11 protein-coding genes are annotated in these 16,200 nt (G+C 68.0%); 6 read left to right on the forward strand and 5 right to left on the reverse strand.

Features of this window, described 5'->3' with window-relative positions; translation table 11 throughout:
• The first annotated feature begins 181 nt into the window (after positions 1 to 181).
• Both WFH23_RS03310 and WFH23_RS03315 read left to right on the forward strand, forming a co-directional pair.
• Positions 182 to 1,783 (forward strand): S1C family serine protease, encoded by a 1,602-nt coding sequence (locus WFH23_RS03310; RefSeq protein ID WP_336661563.1) that lies wholly within the window; start codon positions 182 to 184, stop codon positions 1,781 to 1,783.
• A gap of 135 nt (positions 1,784 to 1,918) precedes the next feature.
• Positions 1,919 to 4,282, forward strand: a complete 2,364-nt coding sequence (locus WFH23_RS03315) for a CDP-glycerol glycerophosphotransferase family protein (protein WP_336661564.1) — start codon at positions 1,919 to 1,921, stop codon at positions 4,280 to 4,282.
• Here WFH23_RS03315 and WFH23_RS03320 read toward each other — a convergent pair.
• On the reverse strand, positions 4,279 to 5,337 hold the full coding sequence (locus WFH23_RS03320; protein ID WP_336661565.1) for a glycosyltransferase family 2 protein: 1,059 nt from the start codon (positions 5,335 to 5,337) through the stop codon (positions 4,279 to 4,281). The genes WFH23_RS03315 and WFH23_RS03320 overlap by 4 nt on opposite strands.
• 77 nt (positions 5,338 to 5,414) lie before the next feature.
• Here WFH23_RS03320 and WFH23_RS03325 point away from each other — a divergent pair, with 77 nt between their 5' ends.
• Entirely contained in the window at positions 5,415 to 6,647 is a 1,233-nt protein-coding gene (locus WFH23_RS03325) for a CDP-glycerol glycerophosphotransferase family protein (RefSeq protein WP_336661566.1), read from the forward strand.
• Between the two features lie 57 nt (positions 6,648 to 6,704).
• On the opposite strand, the gene WFH23_RS03330 is transcribed toward WFH23_RS03325, so the two are convergent.
• Together WFH23_RS03330 and WFH23_RS03335 are read right to left on the reverse strand one after the other, a co-directional pair.
• Positions 6,705 to 7,481 carry an ABC transporter ATP-binding protein gene (locus WFH23_RS03330; protein ID WP_336661567.1) on the reverse strand — a complete coding sequence of 259 codons (777 nt, stop codon included), beginning with the start codon at positions 7,479 to 7,481 and terminating at the stop codon, positions 6,705 to 6,707.
• A 1-nt stretch (position 7,482) separates the two neighbouring features.
• Positions 7,483 to 8,271 carry an ABC transporter permease gene (locus WFH23_RS03335; protein WP_090148177.1) on the reverse strand — a complete coding sequence of 263 codons (789 nt, stop codon included), beginning with the start codon at positions 8,269 to 8,271 and terminating at the stop codon, positions 7,483 to 7,485.
• A gap of 129 nt (positions 8,272 to 8,400) precedes the next feature.
• Between WFH23_RS03335 and WFH23_RS03340 the strand changes: the two genes are divergently transcribed.
• The 3 genes from WFH23_RS03340 to WFH23_RS03350 are packed head-to-tail and all read left to right on the forward strand — an operon-like array spanning position 8,401 to position 11,308.
• Positions 8,401 to 9,465 (forward strand): ABC transporter ATP-binding protein, encoded by a 1,065-nt coding sequence (locus tag WFH23_RS03340; protein ID WP_336661568.1) that lies wholly within the window; start codon positions 8,401 to 8,403, stop codon positions 9,463 to 9,465.
• Entirely contained in the window at positions 9,435 to 11,006 is a 1,572-nt protein-coding gene (locus WFH23_RS03345) for a hypothetical protein (protein ID WP_336661569.1), read from the forward strand. The genes WFH23_RS03340 and WFH23_RS03345 overlap by 31 nt, the downstream gene beginning before the upstream one ends.
• 29 nt (positions 11,007 to 11,035) lie before the next feature.
• Positions 11,036 to 11,308, forward strand: coding sequence for a DUF3039 domain-containing protein (locus tag WFH23_RS03350; protein WP_090148186.1), 273 nt, complete (start codon positions 11,036 to 11,038; stop codon positions 11,306 to 11,308).
• A gap of 11 nt (positions 11,309 to 11,319) precedes the next feature.
• Here the strand turns inward: WFH23_RS03350 and WFH23_RS03355 are convergent, their stop codons facing one another.
• Together WFH23_RS03355 and WFH23_RS03360 are read right to left on the reverse strand one after the other, a co-directional pair.
• Entirely contained in the window at positions 11,320 to 12,636 is a 1,317-nt protein-coding gene (locus tag WFH23_RS03355; RefSeq protein ID WP_336661570.1) for a nicotinate phosphoribosyltransferase, read from the reverse strand.
• A gap of 47 nt (positions 12,637 to 12,683) precedes the next feature.
• Positions 12,684 to 16,148 (reverse strand): error-prone DNA polymerase, encoded by a 3,465-nt coding sequence (locus tag WFH23_RS03360; RefSeq protein ID WP_336661571.1) that lies wholly within the window; start codon positions 16,146 to 16,148, stop codon positions 12,684 to 12,686.
• Positions 16,149 to 16,200 lie beyond the last annotated feature (52 nt).

A 16,200-nucleotide genomic window follows, 5' to 3' on the forward strand; every position in this document is an offset into this window, starting at 1 on the left:
GTGCCGGCGGTCGGCCCTTCCAGCGAGGTGAATGCTCGGAAGGGCCGGGCGTCGGCACGACTCGTGCCAACCGGAGCGTACGAAGTGCACACGGGACCGCGGCGTGCAGATGCTCTGCAGGTACTCCAAGCGAAATTCATAGGAAGGGAGGTCAAGCTAGACCTACACGAAGGGAGCCCCCATGAGCACCACACCCGAGTACGGCCCAGACGGTCGCCTCATCTCCTCCTCCGCGCAGAACGCGAGCACTGGCGAGCCATCGTCGACTCCAGTGCCCCAGTCGGATGCCCCGACGCAGCAGCTCCCGGGCGACCGGTTCCTGCCCGAGAGCGCCGCTTCGCAGCCGCACGCTCCGCACGGATCGCCGAACCTCGGCGCACCGACTGCGCACGCACCGACGCATCCGACGGCTCCGGCAGATCAGCACGCGAGCGCGTTCGGATACGGGGCGATGCCGGTCGGATCCCACGCTCCGGGCGACCTCGGCGGAGGCGCACCCGGCGGGCCGAACGACCACCGCGGTGCTGACGATACGGGAAAGTCGAAAGACGCGAAGAACCGCTCGGGCATGCTCCTCGCCGGACTCGCGGTCGGCGCACTCCTCGGCGGCGTCGTGGGGGGCGGCGTCGCTGCGGTCGTGTCGGCGAACGCGCCGCAGTCGGCTACGACCGGTGCGTCGGGGAGCAGCGCGATCACGTTGAACAACGCGGAGAACGCGACCGCGATCTCCGGAGTCGCAGCGGTCGCCACTCCCAGTGTCGTCACACTCGAGGTCGCGGGAGGCAACTCGAGCGGTTCGGGCTCCGGTGTGATCTACTCCGATGACGGCTACATCATCACCAACGCGCATGTGGTGACGCTCGACGGCGCGGCCATGAGCGACGCCGCGATTCGCGTGAAGCTGAGCGATGGGCGCATCTTCGATGGAAGCCTCGTCGGCGTGGACCCGTATGCGGATCTCGCAGTGGTCAAGGTCGATGCCACCGATCTTCCCGCCGTAGCAGTCGCAGACTCCGACAAGCTCGATGTGGGGGATCTCACCGTCGCGATCGGCGCACCCTTGAATCTGGCGAACACGGTCACGAGCGGCGTCGTGAGCGCCCTGAATCGCGGTATCTCAGTCGGAAGCCCCTTGATCGAGGAGCAGCCGACGCCGGATGACGGCAGCGGCGACGATGGCTCCGGCGGCGGAGGACTGCCCTGGGACTTCCGCTTCGGCCTCCCCGACGAGGAGGGCCAGCAACAGGAGCAGCAGCCGTCGACATCTTCGGGAAGCGTGACGCTCCCCGTGATTCAGACCGATGCGTCGATCAACCCGGGGAACTCGGGCGGCGCGCTGCTGAACGGCAAGGGCGAGCTCATCGGCATCAACGTCGCGATCGCGTCGACGTCGACGACCGGAGGCACCGCAGGAAGCGTGGGTCTCGGATTCGCGATCCCGTCGAATCTCGCCTCCCGCGTCGCCGACTCGATCATCGCGGGGGAGCAGCCGTCGCACGGACTCCTCGGAGCGTCAGTCGCCGATTCATCGCAGGACACCGATGCGGACGCGGACTTCGCGGGCGGACTGCTCGTCGAGGTCGTTCCGGACGGGGCGGCAGCGAAAGCGGGTCTCAAGCCCGGCGATGTGATCACCGCAGTCGACGGCGTCTCAGCGGTCGATGGCACCTCGGTATCCGCGCTGATCCGGATGCACGCCGGCGACAGCTCGGTGCGGATCGAGTACATGCGCAACGGCAAGGCAGCCGAGACCGAGGTGACGCTCGGCACCCTCGAATGGTGATCGTCCGACACCCGACCTGCGTCGCACGATGAGTGCCGCGAACGTTCCCCGCAGAACGTTCGCGGCACTTCGACGTGCATGCGGAGCCGCTGCAGATTCCGGTTCGCCCAGCGGGAATGCCCTACAGTAATACCGATGAGTACCGCCGGATTCGACTTCGCGAGCGGCAACCTCTCGAAGCTCCTCGCCCTCCCGAAGTACCTGCTGTCGTTGGTCCTCTCGTGGTTCGTCCCTCGCGTCCGTTCCCGCTGGGCATTCGGCAGCGGGGCCGGAGTCGGGGAGGGTGCGCTCGCCGTCGCGCGTCGGCTGCGCATCGAGCAGCCGGACGCCGAGATCGCCTGGCTCGTCGCCGACGCGGATGAAGCGGATCGTGCGCGCGCCGAGGGGTTCACGGCGGTGGAGCGGCGCGGCCGGGCAGGCTTCTGGGCGACGCTGCGGGCCGGTCACATCGTCGTCACCCACGGGATGGGCGATGTGAACCGCTTCGGTGTCACCGGAGGCTTCATCGTGCAGCTGTGGCACGGAGCCCCGCTCAAACGCCTCCACTTCGATTCGCCCGTCACCACGAAGGTAGCCGGTCCGCCGCTGATCCGCGCGCTGCTGCGACGGATGTACCGCGCCGGATCCCGGCAGGTGGACCTCTACGTCGCGGGATCGCCCCTCGCGGCCGAACGCCTTCGCTCGGCCTTTCGAGTGGCTCCCGGCAAGGTGCGCGTGCTGGGGGATCCGCGCGACGACGCGCTCGCACGGCAAGCCTCAGAGACCGATGGCGGAGCCCAGGCTCGCGTAGCCGTGCGGTCGATTCTTGAACAGGCGGGCGCTCGCATCGCCGAGTCGGATGCGCTGGTGCTCTACGCGCCGACGTGGCGGGACGGCGATCCCGACCCCGGTATTCCGAATGACGCGGAGGCGCGGGCCATCCGCGAGGCGTGCGCGCGCACCGGGGCGCATCTCGTCGTGCGCTCGCACCCGCTCGGCGGAGGAGCGTACGACGCGCTCCTCGGCGACCGCGTGCACGCCCTCGGTGCAGAACTGCTGCGCGACATCACGCCGATGCTCGGAGCGTTCGATGCCGTGATCACCGACTACTCGTCGCTCGCGCTGGATTTCGCCCTGCTCGAGCGCCCCATCATCTGGTTCGCTCCGGATCTTGAGCGCTACGGCAGCACCCGTGGCCTGTATGAGCCGCTCGAGGTGACCGCGTCGGGACGCGTCGCGCGGGATTGGGCGGAGGTGCTGCGCACCTGGGACGCCCTCGCGGCCCCAGGAGAGCGCCGAGCGCTCATCGGCGAAGCGCGTGCGCTCGCCGAACGCTTCCACACGTACCGCGATGGATGCTCGGCACAGCGGGTGCTCGGCGAGATCACCCGACTTCGCGCTCCGGCGGCGGAACTCATCGATCCCGAGGGCGTGTTCTTCGAGAGCTTCTACGGACGCCAGATCGGTTGCAACCCGCTCGCGCTCGATCGCGAGATCGCTCGACGGTTTCCGGATCGGCCTCGGTACTGGAGCGTGGTCAGCGAGCGTCAGCATGTGCCGGAGGGTGCGGTGCCCGTGCTGGTCGGCGGCAGGGAATGGTTCGCGGCTCGCCGGTACGCGCGGCTCCTGATCGTCAACGATTGGTTGCGCTACGGCTTCCGCCGCCGGCGCGGACAGACCGTGCTGCAGACCTGGCACGGCACGATGCTCAAGCATCTGGCGCTCGGGCGTCCGGACGTGGGACTGCGCACACGCATCGCCGTGCTCCGTGAGAGCCGCAGATGGAGTCTGATGCTCTCCCAGAACTCGCACTCCACCGAGCAGTTCCGCACGAGCTACGCCTTCCGGGGCGACATTCTCGAGACCGGGTACCCGCGGGACGACAGTCTCGCCCAGGCGCTCGCCGGCCACACGGTGAATCCGGTGGCGGTTCGTCTCGCCCGCGCCGAGCTCGGCGTACCGCCCGACGCTCGCGTGCTCGTGTACGCGCCCACCTGGCGCGACCGAGGCGTCACCCTCGTCGATGAACTCGACGTACGAAGCCTCGCCGAAGAACTCGGCGATGAGTGGGTGGTCGTTGCCAGAGGGCACACGCGAACCCACGACTTCGGGAGGTACGGGGGAGCGGACGCGCGCGTGATCGATGCCTCCCGGCATCCCGACGCCGCCACCGTCATCCTCGCGGCCGACGTGCTCGTCACCGATTACTCGTCCATCATGTTCGATGCCGCCGTGTCGCGAACGCCGATGCTCTTCTTCGTGCCCGATCTCGCCGCGTACCGCGACCGCGAGCGAGGCTTCACCTTCGACTTCGAGCGCGATGCTCCGGGGCCGCTCCTCGCCGCCCGCGAAGAGATCGTCTCGCATGCGCGCGCCCTCGCGGAAGACGGACCGGACGCCGAATGGCTGCGGCAGTACGAGCCGGCTGCCGCAGCATGGCGGGAGCGCTTCACTCCGTACGACGACGGCCGCGCTGCATCTCGAGTGGTGGACGCTCTCGTCGCGCGATCCTCGCTCTAGACGCGCGACCGGTCCACGACGCGGCCACGACCGAAGATGCGTCCGCCGCCGAAGACGATGCCGCGCAGGAAGCCCGCGCCCCAGCTGAGATGCATCGTGACGAGCGTCGTCGCGGTGAGCAGCCGATCGCGGATGCCGCGCTGATCGGGGATGCGGAAAACGGCGACGCCGATCCCGGCCAGGTAGGCGGCCATGGGCACCAGCAGCACCGTCCAGGCGGATGCCCACGGCAGGACGCCGATGGTCAGCAGGACGAGGGCGCCCGTACTTGCAGTCAGTCCGAGCACGAGAGCGCCCGGGGCGAAGAATCGCCACGGGTTCGCGCGACCGTACTTTCGCACGAGCACCGCGCGCCACGTTCCAGTGGCGAAGAACTGCCTCGCCAGGTCGGCGAAGCTCGCGCGCGGCCAGTAGGTCACACCGAGCGCGGGGGAGAACCAGACCAGACCGCCGGCCCTGCGGATCCTGAGATTCAGCTCCCAGTCCTCTCCTCTCAGTATCTCGCGGTCATACCCGCCCACTGCATCGATGGCCTCGCGGCGGAAGATTCCGAGATACGCCGACTCCGCCTCCCCGGCCGCCCCATCGCCGTGGTACGCGCCGCCTCCGAGCCCGTAGGGGCTGTTGTAGCCGCGAGCAATGGCGCGCTGCACGTCGCTCGCGCCCGCCGCACGCATGATGCCGCCCACATTCGCGGCGTGCCGGCTTCCGAGTATCTCGACCCCGAGGCGCGTGTAATCGGGGGTGAGTTCCGAGTGGGCGTCGACGCGGACGATGATCGGGTACCGGCTCGCCGCGATCGCACGATTGAGCCCCGCTGGAATGTCGCGCTCCGGATTCTCCACCAGGCGGACTCGCCCGTCCTCCGCCGCGAGCGACAGCGCGATCGCGTTGCTCCGGTCGGTCGACGGGCCCAGCGCGAGCACGATCTCCTTCTCGCCCGCGTAGTCCTGATCGAGGATCGTGCGGACCGCCCGTTCCAGGAATCCCTCCTCGTTCAGCACGGGCATGACGTAGCTCACGGCCGGGAGACGGGGGAGGGCGGGGAGATGCACCCGTCGATCCTCCCATATTCCACGCCTGCGCCCGCTGGTTCAGGCGCTTCGGCGCCGCACCCGGTTAGGCTTGCAGGATGCAGTTGGCGAAAGATGTGAAGCGCGCGCTTCGGCTCGGCAAGCGCGTGCTCAAAGGGCGTCAGGCGTACTTTCAGTTGCGTCAGCTGATCGAGGAGCGAGGGCCCATACCCGAGCAGCACTTCACCATCGGCGTGTACTTCGCCGATAGCGATGTGAACATCTACCAGATGCGGCAGTGGTACGCGCCGCTCCAGAAACTGTCGGAGCGTTGGCCGGTGCTCGTGCTCGCGCGGAACGCGTCGGGCGCGCGTCAACTGATGCGCGAGAGCGGACTCGCGGTCGAGTTCGTGCAGCGCGTGACCGAGATCGAGCGAGTGCTCGAGGAGCAGCGCCTCGACGTGATCCTGTACGTCAACCAGAACACGCGCAATTTCCAGATGATGCGGTACGGGCAGCGCTGGCATGTCTTCGTCAATCACGGTGAGAGCGACAAGATGTACATGACGAGCAACCAGTACCAGACCTACGATTTCGCGTTCGTAGCCGGAGACGCCGCGCGCGAACGACTCAGCCGGGCGCTCTGGAATTACGATGTCGAGGCGCGAACGATGTCGATCGGGCGGCCGCAGACGGATCACCTGGAGGGGGCCCCGCCCTTCACTCCCGACGAGCGAACCGTCGTGCTGTACGCGCCGACGTGGGAGGGCGACAGGCCGGCCGCGAGCTACGGATCGGTGGCCTCGCACGGCGAAGCACTCGTCCGGGCCCTGATCGCGACCGGACGGCACCGCGTCGTGTACCGCCCTCATCCGAGGAGCGGGGTCGTCGACAGCGAATTCGGCGCCGCGAATGCGCGGATCATCGCCATGATCGATGCTGCGAACCGCGCAGACCCCACCGCTCACCACGTCTACGACACGAGCTCGCGTCTCGGATGGCAGCTCAGCCTGCCCGATGTCGCGATCTGCGACATCTCGGCCATGGTCTACGACCGCCTCGCGACCGGGCGGCCGCTCATGGTGACGCGGCCGGCCTCTCCGGAGGCGGCAGTCGACGCAACCGGGTATCTGAGCGTGTGCGAGTGGCTCGCGGCCGCTGATACGCCTGATATCGCTGCGGTGCTCGACCGGGTGATCGGCGACGAGGCCGCGCGTGAGCGGCTGGGAACCTGGTCAGCGCATTACTTCGGCGATACGACGCCGGGCGCCCCCACGCAGAGGTTCCACGCCGCGATCGCCGAGCTGCTCACGCGCGCCGATGCCGAACGGGCGCAGCGCGGACTCGGCTGAGCGGGTTCCCCGCCCGTGCTCGGTGCGGGCGGGGAAGCGGACCACGGGGCGCGGAGTTCAAACCGGGTGGTCGGCGTTGTAGCGGTCGAGCACGGCTTCGATGTCGCCGTCGAGCACGAGCCGACCGCGATCGAGGTACAACCCGCGAGAGCAGAAGCGCCTGAGGTCGCGCTCATTGTGGGAGACGAGGAAGAGCGTCTTCCCCTCGGCGAGGATCTGCTCGATGCGGGCATAGCACTTCGCCCGGAATGACTTATCGCCGACGGCGAGCACCTCGTCGACGAGGAGCACTGGTTCATCGAGCTGCGAGATGACCGAAAACGCCACGCGCACCTTCATGCCGCTCGACAGGTGCTTGAAGGGCGTGTCGATCACATCCTCCGCACCGGCGAACTCGATGATGGAGTCGAAGCGCTCGGAGATGGTGCGCTTGCTCAGGCCGTGCAGACCGGCCGTGAGCCAGACGTTGTCGCGCACGGTCAGATCACCGACGAAGCCGCCGGTGATCTCGATGAGCGGCGCGACGCCGGCACTCACGTCGACGCGGCCCTCATCCGGGAAGAGCACGCCGGCGACCAGCTTCAGAAGCGTCGACTTACCTTGACCGTTGCGCCCGACCACGCCGATGGCTTCGCCCGCGCGCACGTCGAACGAGACATTGCGCAGCGCCCAGAAGTCACCCGGCCGCCCGCGCCGCGCACGACCGGAGAACAGATCTTTGAAACTTCGTCGCGAGCCGCGATTGCGGCGGAACCGCACTCCCAGATCGTCGACGGCGATGATTCGATCGGCCGCCGGAGCGGCTGCCGGGGCGCCCAGATGCGATGCGGTCACGTTACAGCTCCTTCAACACGCCGCCGATGGCGCGGCGGAAAACGAGGATCCCGATTCCCAGGAAGAGAACCGTCATGGCGGTGGATGCGGCGATGAGCGGCCAGTCGAGCTGATCGGGGAAGAATCCGGCGCGGAACAGCGCGAAGATGCCGGAGAGCGGGTTGAGCCATGCCAGCGGCCGGGCGAACTCGGGCAGATCAGCGGCACCGTAGATGATGGGCGAAGCGTAGAACAGGACTCGGAGGATGAGTTTCGTGGCTCGCTCCAGGTCGCGGAAGAAGACGACGAGGGGCGCCACGATCAAACCGACGCCGAGCGTGAGCGCTGCGAGCAGGAGCACGGCGACCGGCATCAGCAGGATGCCCCAGCCGACCGGCGCTCCGCTGAGGATCGCGAACGCGATGAGCACCGGCAGGCTCAACAGGAACTCGATGCCCTTCGAGCAGACGATTCGGCCGACCCAGATCCAATGCGGCAATGCGACTGAACGCACGAGTTTCACATCGCGCAGGAATGCCCGGGTGGAGTCTGAGATCGCGCCGTTGACCCAGACCCACGGCAGCAGCGCGGTGAGGAGGAAGACGATGTACGGCTGCTCGCCGACCGTTCGCTGGAAGACCTGGGTGAAGACGAACCAGTAGATGAGGCTCATCAGCAGCGGATCGAGGATGGACCAGAGATACCCGAGCAGTGACGTCGCGTAGCGGACCTTGAGATCGCGCCGCGTCAGCAGCCACAGCGACGACCACGCGCTGGTGCGCCGGGTCCGAGAACGAGGTGAAAGAGTCACATTGCTATTCTGCCGTCTTCCGGCGGTCGGCGAGGCCACACGAACCGACCCCGAACCTTTGCTAAATTAGAACCCGTGCCGCCCGTAACCCCGTCTGCCCTGCCCGAGCCCGAACCCCAGAGGGGGTCGATGCCAAGTGAAGAGACGGTGATCGGCGAGATGTCGAGTGGGACGAGCGGGGGATCGCGATTGCGCCCCAGTCGAACGGCCGGTGGCGCACCGGCGTCCGCACCGATGGAGGGGGCCGGCGAATCCGCACCCGAGCCGACTCCGGAACCGTCCTCCGCCGATGCCCAAGCGCCGGAGAACGAGCCCGCCGCTGAGACGGCGCCGCGTTCCTCGGCCAGGGCTCCCCGGACCGGCCGCATCGAGGTGCCGGTTCCCTCGGTCGTGCGCGCACGGGAGCGCGGCCGCATCGCCGAGCAGAATCCCGTCGTTCTGCGCACCGAAATGCTGACGAAGACCTATGGGTCGCTGGTCGCAGCTGGCGACGTATCGATCGATGTGCACGCCGGATCCTTCACCGGGTTCGTCGGGCCGAACGGCGCCGGCAAGACGACCACGTTGTCGATGATCAGCGGTCTGCTCCGTCCCACCTCGGGTCGCGTCACCGTGAGCGGAGTCGACGTCTGGACGGACGGGCCCGCAGCGAAACGCCTTATCGGCACCCTGCCCGACCGCTTGCGGTTGTTCGACCGGTTGACCGGCGCCCAGCTGCTCTACTACAGCGGGGTGCTGCACGGCGTTCCGGAGGCGGCCGTTGCGACGCGCTCGGCGGAGCTCGCCGAGGCGTTCGGGCTCGAGTCGGCGCTCGGTCGCCTGGTCTCGGACTACTCCGCCGGGATGCAGAAGAAGATCGCTCTGGCCTGCTCCATGATTCACGCGCCGGAGGTGCTGGTGCTCGACGAGCCCTTCGAGGCCATCGATCCCGTGTCAGCGGCGAATGTGACGGACATCCTCGAGAAGTACGTCGCGGGCGGCGGCAGCGTGGTGATGTCGAGCCACAGCCTCGATCTCATTCAGCGCGTCTGCGATCATGTCTCGATCATCGTCGACGGCAGCGTCATCGCTCAGGGAACCGTCGACGCCGTACGCGATGGACTGAGCCTCGAAGAGCGCTTCGTGCAGCTCACCGGAGCGAGCGACGCGAGGAAGGGGCTCGAGTGGCTTTCCGGCTCTTCCGACTCCGAGTAGCGCTGCTCGGCGGCGGCTTCCGCGGTTCGTTCGGAAAGGCACTGCGCACCACGCTGCTCTACGCGATACTCGCCGCAGCCGCGGTACTCCTGGCGATCGCACCGACGGTGCTCATCGACGACCCGCAGCAACGATCCGCGGTCGATCTTCTCATCGGCGGCGCGGTGCTGCTCGGCGTGTTCCTCGTGCCGTTCTTCGAGAACCGCAGAATGCTGGAACCGAGACAGTTCGTCCAGTATCCGGCCGGACCAGGCGCGATCGCTGGCGGACTGCTCCTCTCGTCGGTGATCACCTGGCCGTTCTTCCTGCTGATCGTCTGGCTCGTGGCGCTCACTGCCACGCGTCCCGCCTGGCAGGAGCCAGCATGGGCGGCTCCCGTGGCCTTCATTCTTGCCGCGCTCTTCGCGGTGGCGAGCGCACGGGTCATGTCGCTCCTGTCCCGTCTGATCGCCGGGCAGCGGTTCGCCGGGGCGCTGCGCACGACAGGCGTCGTGCTCATCGTCGCACTCCTGCCGCTCGCGGTCTTCGCGGGTGCGACCGTGTTCGCTCCCGGCGGGTTCGACGCCGTCGACCAGGTCGCGGAGAAGCTCGCCTGGACCCCGTTCGGCGCGCCCTTCGCTGCCGTCGAAGCGGCTGGTGCCGGCGATCTCGACGCTGCAGGCATGTATCTGGCGATCGTCGCTGCAGCGATCGTCGTGCTGCTTGCCCTCTGGTTCGCGCTCGTCGCCGCCTCGAACCGGCGCGTTGAACGCCCGCTCTCACCCGGTGTCGCCCGCAGTGGTCTCGGCTGGTTCGAACGGTTCTCGGCACGGCCGGCACAGGTGATCGCTGCCCGTCAGCTGACCTACTGGGCCCGTGATCCGCGCTATCGAGTCGCACTGTTCGCGATCCCTCTGGCGCCTGTGTTCATGATGCTCGCGTTCTGGGTGGCGGGAGCCCCGCTCACGACGCTCGCGCTCGTGCCGCTTCCGGTCATGCTGCTTCTGCTCGGGTGGTCGCAGCACAATGACATCGCCATGGACTCGACGGCGATCTGGGAGCACGTCGCAAGCGGCACGCGCGGACGAGCGGATCGTGCCGGCCGCCTCGCACCCGTGCTGATGATCGGCCTACCGCTCGCGGTCATCGGCTCGAGCATCACCGTGACGATCGTCGGCGATTGGCGCATCCTTCCGGCCGTCGTCGGAATGAACATCGGGGTGCTGCTCGTCGCGTGCGCCGTCTCGTGCGTGTTTTCCGTGCTGACGCCCTACCCGGCGACGCGTCCCGGCGACAGCCCCTTCGTGCAGCCGCAAGGGGCGGGTACCGGTTCGGGCCTGGCTCAGACGATCGCGATGATCCTCGCGCTGGTACTCGCGGTGCCTCCGGTCTGGTTCGCCGTCAACGCGCTGGTCGACGTCGAGTTCACGGAGAACATGTGGGCACTCGCCTTCGGAATCGGGTACGGCCTCGTGGTGCTGGTGCTCGGCGTTCTGATCGGCGGATGGCTGTTCGATCGCAGCGGACCCGAGCTGATCGCCGTCACCCAGATCTTCGATTGAGCTCGCCCACGGCGGAGTAGACTGAGCGCATGGGTATCTTCACACGCGACGATTCCGACACCGGCGGTGGCACAGATGTGCTCGACCGCGAACTCGAGAAGCTGCTCGAGGATTCGCAGATCGAGGACGGAGACCACGAACGCTTCTCGCACTACGTCCCGAAAGAGAAGATCATGGAGTCGGCGGTGACCGGGAAGCCGGTCCGCGCGCTCTGCGGTAAGAAGTGGACGCCGTCGCGCGATCCGGAGAAGTTTCCGGTCTGCCCCGACTGCAAGCGGGTCTACGAGCGGATGCGCAAGTAGCGCGTCTCCGCTCAGCGGTACTCGGTGGGGATCGCGGGGTCGCCCCGCGTCAGGCTCATCGCGACCGGGGGGAGCTCCGCCACGCTGGTGCGATGCCGTTCGCGCGCCGCAGCGATGCCGTCCCGCCCCGTGAATCCCGGCTGGACGGTTCCGCCGACGATGAGTGGTTCGAGCACGGTTCGCCCGTCCGAGTCCTGCCCCTCGCTCGTTCCTCCGGGTCCGTCGCCGAGCAGAATGAGCTCCTTCGTGGCAACGCCTGCAGCCGTACGTGCACGGCGCACGCTCTTGCGGCCGCCGACTGACGCCTTCTCCGCCGATTTCTTCGCAACCGACACCCACGCACCCGATGCATCCTCGTGGGCGACCAGCTTGTAGACCATGCCCATCGTCGGGGTGCCGGAGCCCACGACGACCGAGGTGCCGACGCCGAAGCTGTCGACCGGGGCGGCAGCGAGGGCTGCGACGGTGTGCTCGTCGAGGTCGTTCGTCACGGTGATGCGCGTACGAGTGGCGCCGAGTTCGTCGAGGAGGTGTCGCACGCGCCGGACGACGACGGGAAGGTCTCCGGAATCGATGCGCACGGCGCCGAGCTCGGTACCCGCGACCTCGATCGCCGTGCGGACGCCCTGTTCGATGTCGTACGTATCGACCAGCAGTGTCGTCCCGGTGCCGAGCGCCGCGATCTGGGCAGCGAATGCGTCGCGCTCGGTCTCGTGCAGCAGAGTGAAGCTGTGAGCCGCGGTGCCCATCGTGGGAATGCCGTAGCTGCGTCCGGCTTCGAGATTCGACGTTGCCGTGAACCCGGCGATGTAGGCGGCGCGCGCAGCGGCGATGGCGCTGTACTCGCCGGTTCGTCGCGACCCCATCTCGGCAAGCGGTTTTCCGGCAGCGGCGTGCACCATGCGGGAGGCGGCGGTCGCCACGGCGGAGTCGGCGTTCAGGATGCTCAGGGAGAGCGTCTCGAGGAGCACGCCCTCGACGAAGCTGGACTCGACGGTGAGCAGCGGGGAGCCAGGGAAGAAGACCTCCCCCTCGGGATACCCCCAGATGTTGCCGGTGAACCGGAAATCGGCGAGCCAGTCGAGCGTTCGTGCGCTGACGACCTGCTGCTCGTTCAGGAACGAGAGCTCCTGGTCGGTGAATCGGAAGCGCTCGATGGCTTCGAGGAGGCGCCCGGTGCCGGCGACGACTCCGTAGCGTCGCGCTCCGGAGAGCCGTCTCGCGAAGAGTTCGAACACGCTGCGCCGGTGAGCGGTGCCGGCTTGCAGCGCCGCATCGACCATGGTCAGCTCGTAGTGATCGGTGAGCAGCGCCGTCGAGGTATGCACGCAGTCAGCTTAGCCGGTCGGCCATCGGCGGCGCGGGCGATCGTGGATCACCGGAAGTCGCGGGAGTTCACGCCGATCGGAGCGGCGAGCGGTTCGAATGTCTGCGCGATCACATTGACCACGCCCTCGGGTGACCGTTCGAGCACCCCGCGGATGATGAGCGCGGGTGAAGCGCGGGCGACGAGCCGATTGCGCGCCCAGACCTGCGCCCAGGTGACGATGTTGACCGTACCCGACTCGTCTTCGAGCGTCAGGAAGGTGATGCCGCTCGCGGTGCCAGGTCGCTGCCGGTGCGTGACGAGGCCCGCGACCTCGATGACGGACCCGGGCGGGGTGTGCCTGGTGCGATCCGACCGGATGATTCCGCGCGCATCGAGCCCGTCGCGCAGCAGGGCGAGCGGATGCGTTCCGGTGGCGACACCGGTCGTCCACAGGTCGAGCGCAGTCTGCTCGGCGGTGTTGAGCACGGGCAGCAGTGGGGGTTGCACGTGCACCGCGATGCCCGGAAGAAATCGTTCGCGGTTGTCTGAGGCGGGAGCTGCCGCCCACAGCGCCTCGCGGCGGTCGAGGCCGAGGCTCTCGCACGCCCCGGATGCTGCGAGCGCCTCCAGCCGGGTGCGATCGAGGTCCGCCCGGCGGGCGAGATCGGCGAGGTCCTGGAACGGCGCTTCGGCGCGGGCGCGCGCGATGCGCTCCGCGGTCTCGCGCTCGATGCCGCGGATCTCGGTGAGCCCGAGCCGTACCGCGAACGCGCCGTCCCTGCGGTGCAGGGCGCTCGTGTCTGGAGCGTCGCGGACGAACGGGCCAGGTTCCGGGTGATGCGGCGCCAGGCAGTCGTCGGAGCCGGTCGGCGGGCGACGATCATGTGCGGCGTCGGCCTCCGATGCGGACGGTTCGGGTGATCGGCCTGGGTCGAGCGGCTCGAGGCTCGAGAGCGCTTCGGAACGCTGCACGTCAGGTGGGCGCACCTCGACGCCGTGCCTGCGGGCGTCCTCGGTGAGGGAGCGCGCATTGTAGAAACCCATGGGCTGCGCGCGCAGCAGACCTGCGAGGAACGCGGCCGGGTAGTGCAGCTTGCACCAAGAGCTGACGTAGACGATCAGTGCGAAGCTGATCGAGTGACTTTCGGCGAATCCGAATCCGGCGAACGCCTCGATCTGCTCGTACATCCGCGTCGCCTCGTCGCCCGTGATGCCGTTGTCGGCCATGCCGTCGAAGAGCTTGGCCTTGAGGCTGTCGATGCGTTCCTGGCCGCGTTTCGAGCCCATGGATCGGCGCAGCAGATCCGCGTCTTCGCCGCTGCACCCGCCCACGGTCATCGCCATCTGCATGAGCTGCTCCTGGAAGAGCGGCACGCCGAGCGTGCGTTCGAGCACCGGCACCAGTTTCGGGTGCGGGTAGACGACATCCTCCTGGCCGTTCTTGCGTCGGAGATACGGATGCACTGCGCCGCCCTGAATGGGGCCGGGCCTGATCAGAGCGATTTCGATGACGAGGTCGTAGAACTTGCGCGGAAGCAGCCGGGGGAGCGTGTTCAGCTGCGCACGGCTCTCGACTTGGAAGACGCCGATAGCGTCGGCCCGGCAGAGCATGTCGTACACCCCGGCCTCCTCTTTCGGCACGGTGTCGAAGGTCCACTGCTCGCCGGTCGACTGCGCGATGATGTCGAAGGTGTGCCGCAGTGCGCTGAGGATGCCGAGTCCGAGCATGTCGAACTTCACGAGACCCATGGTTTCGCACCCCTCTTTGTCCCACTGCAGCACGGTGCGGTGCTCCATGCGTGCGTGCTCGATGGGGCACACCTCACCGACCGGCCGTTCCGTGAGGACCATGCCTCCGGAGTGAATGCCGAGATGCCGCGGCGCCTTCTGGAACGCCTGGGCGAGTCGTTGCACGGAGAGCGGGATCGGGCTCTCCGGATCCTCCTCGATGGTGCGATGGCGGTCGAGACCGCGCGTCCACGCGCGTTGCTGGCCAGCGCTGTATCCGAGGGCTTTCGCGGCGTCGCGGATCGCCGCCTTCGGCTGATAGGTGATCACGTTCGCGACCTGCGCAGCATTGCGCCGCCCGTAGCGCTCGTAGACGTACTGGATGATCTCCTCGCGTCGTTCTGAATCGAAGTCCACATCGATATCGGGTTCCTCGTCGCGCAGACTCGAGAGGAAGCGCTCGAACGGGAGTCCGTAGAAGATCGAATCGACCGACGTGATGCCGAGCACGAAGCAGACTGCGGAGTTCGCCGCCGATCCGCGCCCCTGGCACAGAATCTCCCTGCTGCGTGCTTCGCGAACGAGATCGTGCACGATCAGGAAATAGCCGGGAAAGTCCTTCTGCTCGATGACTTCGAGCTCCCGCTCGATGCGAGACCGATGGCTCTCGGGCAGTGCGATGCCGTAGCGTCGTTCGGCGCCGGCCCAGACGAGGGATCGCAACCAGCTCATCTGCGTGTGACCGTCCGGCACGTCGAGCTTCGGGAGGCGCGGTCGAGCCGCGCGCAGCGGAAAGGCGAGTTCCTCGGCGAGCGGGACCGTGCGCGCGATGGCATCGGGGTGCCTGGCGAAGCGTCGCAGCATCGCGGCGCCGCTGCGCAGATGGGCGGCACCGGAGGCGGGGAGGTGCGGGTCGAGTTCTGCGAGGCTCCGCCGTGCGCGCACCGCAGCCATCGACTCGGCGAGCGGCGCATCGGCAGCGGTGGCGTAGTGCACGTTTCCGGTCACGAGAGTGGGAAGGCCGCGAGCGGCTGCGAGTTCGGCGAGACGGTCGTTTCGTGAATCGTCATCCGGATGCCCGTGGTGGCTGAGTTCAACGTGCACATTGTCGTGCCCGAAGAGCGCGGTCAGCCGGTCGAGCTCGATGAGCGCTTGGGCATCGCCAGCGGCGCGGGTGGCTGCGCCGTCGAGCGCGCGGCGCACCGATCCCTTGCGGCACCCCGTCAGGATCACCCATTCGTTCCCGCCCGCAGCAGCGAGGGCCTCGAGATCGTAGACCGGTCGCCCCTTCTCGCCGCCGCCGAGCTGAGCCTCGGTGATGGCGGCGGCGAGCCGGTGATAGCCGCTCGCGCCGCGGGCGAGCACGAGCAGATGAGAGCCCATGGGATCGGCGACCCCGAGCTGGGGGGTGTCGAGGCCGAGCGAGAGCTCGGCGCCGTAGACCGTGAGCGGGGCCGTCTCCCCGGACTGCCGAGCACGAGCGTCGGCGGCGTCGGCGGCGTCGGCGAACGACGCGGCACCGTAGAAGCCGTCATGGTCGGTGAGCGCGATGCCCGATAACCGCAGGCGCGCTGCCTCGGCGATGAGCTGCTCGGGGGAGGACGCTCCATCGAGAAAGCTGAAATGGGAGTGAGCGTGGAGTTCGGCGTAGGGCACGACCGAATCAGTGCTCGGCGCAGCAGGGGCAGTCGGTTCGGCGGAGTCCGCTCCCGCATCCTCGTCGCCTCCGACCGAGTCAGGGGCGCGGCCCGAGAGCCGCCGCTCGAACTCGTTCCATGAGAGCGAGGAATTGCTCCAGCGCATGAGACCTCCGGACGCGGATGGATCGGACAGTGTTTCGGGATGCCGCACTCAT

It is taken from the genome of Leucobacter sp. USHLN154 (assembly GCF_037145595.1).
Taxonomy (GTDB): domain Bacteria; phylum Actinomycetota; class Actinomycetes; order Actinomycetales; family Microbacteriaceae; genus Leucobacter; species Leucobacter alluvii.

What these genes read in the sequence shown, in the direction of transcription:
- WFH23_RS03350 (WP_090148186.1), top strand. Translation starts at nt 11,036, where the DNA reads ATGGGTATCTTCACACGCGACGATTCCGACACCGGCGGTGGCACAGAT.
- WFH23_RS03360 (WP_336661571.1), bottom strand. Translation starts at nt 16,148, where the DNA reads ATGCGCTGGAGCAATTCCTCGCTCTCATGGAACGAGTTCGAGCGGCGG.
- WFH23_RS03310 (WP_336661563.1), top strand. Translation starts at nt 182, where the DNA reads ATGAGCACCACACCCGAGTACGGCCCAGACGGTCGCCTCATCTCCTCC.
- WFH23_RS03325 (WP_336661566.1), top strand. Translation starts at nt 5,415, where the DNA reads ATGCAGTTGGCGAAAGATGTGAAGCGCGCGCTTCGGCTCGGCAAGCGC.
- WFH23_RS03315 (WP_336661564.1), top strand. Translation starts at nt 1,919, where the DNA reads ATGAGTACCGCCGGATTCGACTTCGCGAGCGGCAACCTCTCGAAGCTC.
- WFH23_RS03340 (WP_336661568.1), top strand. Translation starts at nt 8,401, where the DNA reads ATGCCAAGTGAAGAGACGGTGATCGGCGAGATGTCGAGTGGGACGAGC.